Origin of the sequence: Mycobacterium asiaticum, assembly GCF_001673365.1 — a bacterium.
Taxonomy (GTDB): domain Bacteria; phylum Actinomycetota; class Actinomycetes; order Mycobacteriales; family Mycobacteriaceae; genus Mycobacterium; species Mycobacterium asiaticum_A.
The window spans coordinates 1-878 of sequence record NZ_LZLS01000039.1; the positions used below are offsets into that span (position 1 = coordinate 1).

Sequence of the window (878 nt, forward strand, 5' to 3'; positions counted from 1 at the left end):
CCTTGATCTTAGCGTCCACATTCTCCGGAACCACCCCGCCGGATCCGAGGTACTCCGGATAGATCTCCAGGGTGAACTTTGCGGCCGGCTTACCGTTGCGGGTGACTTCCTCGATCTTGCCGACGCGCCCGATCTGGACTCCGTTGTAGGTGACCTTGGAGCCCGGGTCCATCACCAGACCGGCGCGGTCGGAGTACATCGTGAGCTCTTTTTTGGCGGTGAAGCCGCCGCGGAACTGCACGTACACCAACGAGAGGACGAGCAGCAGAACCACGAAGGCCGATAGACCGATCACCTTGTACGGCGGGCTCTTGATCTTGTTGACTTTCCCCGGACTCGTCATGGCGCTACACCGTCAGTGCGAAGTTGGGGTTGACGCCGTAGAGCGCCAACGCGGCGGACAGGACGACAATCTGTACCGATACCAGCGAGAACCGCATCGATCGGCCGACAGCCTCACCCACGCCGACGGGCCCGCCGCCGGCGTTGTACCCGTAGTAACAGTGGGTCACCATCACGATGGCCGCGATGATGATCGCCTCCAAGAACGACCAGAACACGTCGTCGGGTCGTAGGAATGTTCGGAAGTAGTGCTCGTAGGTGCCGGTCGACTGTCCGTACAGCGCCGTGGTGACGATCTGCGGAGATAGGAACGACATGATCATCGCGAGCGCATACAGCGGGATGATCACCACCAGCCCGGCGACGATACGGGTGGACGCCAGGTAGGAGACCGACTTGATGCCCATCACCTCCAGGGCGTCGATCTCCTCGCTGATGCGCATGGCCCCCAACTCCGCAGTGGCACCGGCACCCACCGTGGCGGCCAGCGCGATGCCGGTGACGACGGGACCGGCGATGCGTACGTTGATCAGCGC

At 62.5% G+C, this 878-nt stretch carries 2 protein-coding genes; both read right to left on the minus strand.

The features are described 5' to 3' along the window. The coding region (locus tag A5634_RS04125) for an MlaD family protein (RefSeq protein WP_155769351.1) at positions 1-343 on the minus strand (343 nt) is incomplete at its 3' end. A gap of 4 nt (positions 344-347) precedes the next feature. After that, positions 348-878, minus strand: a 531-nt coding sequence (locus tag A5634_RS04130; protein WP_172831613.1) for an ABC transporter permease, incomplete at its 5' end; no start/stop codon positions are given.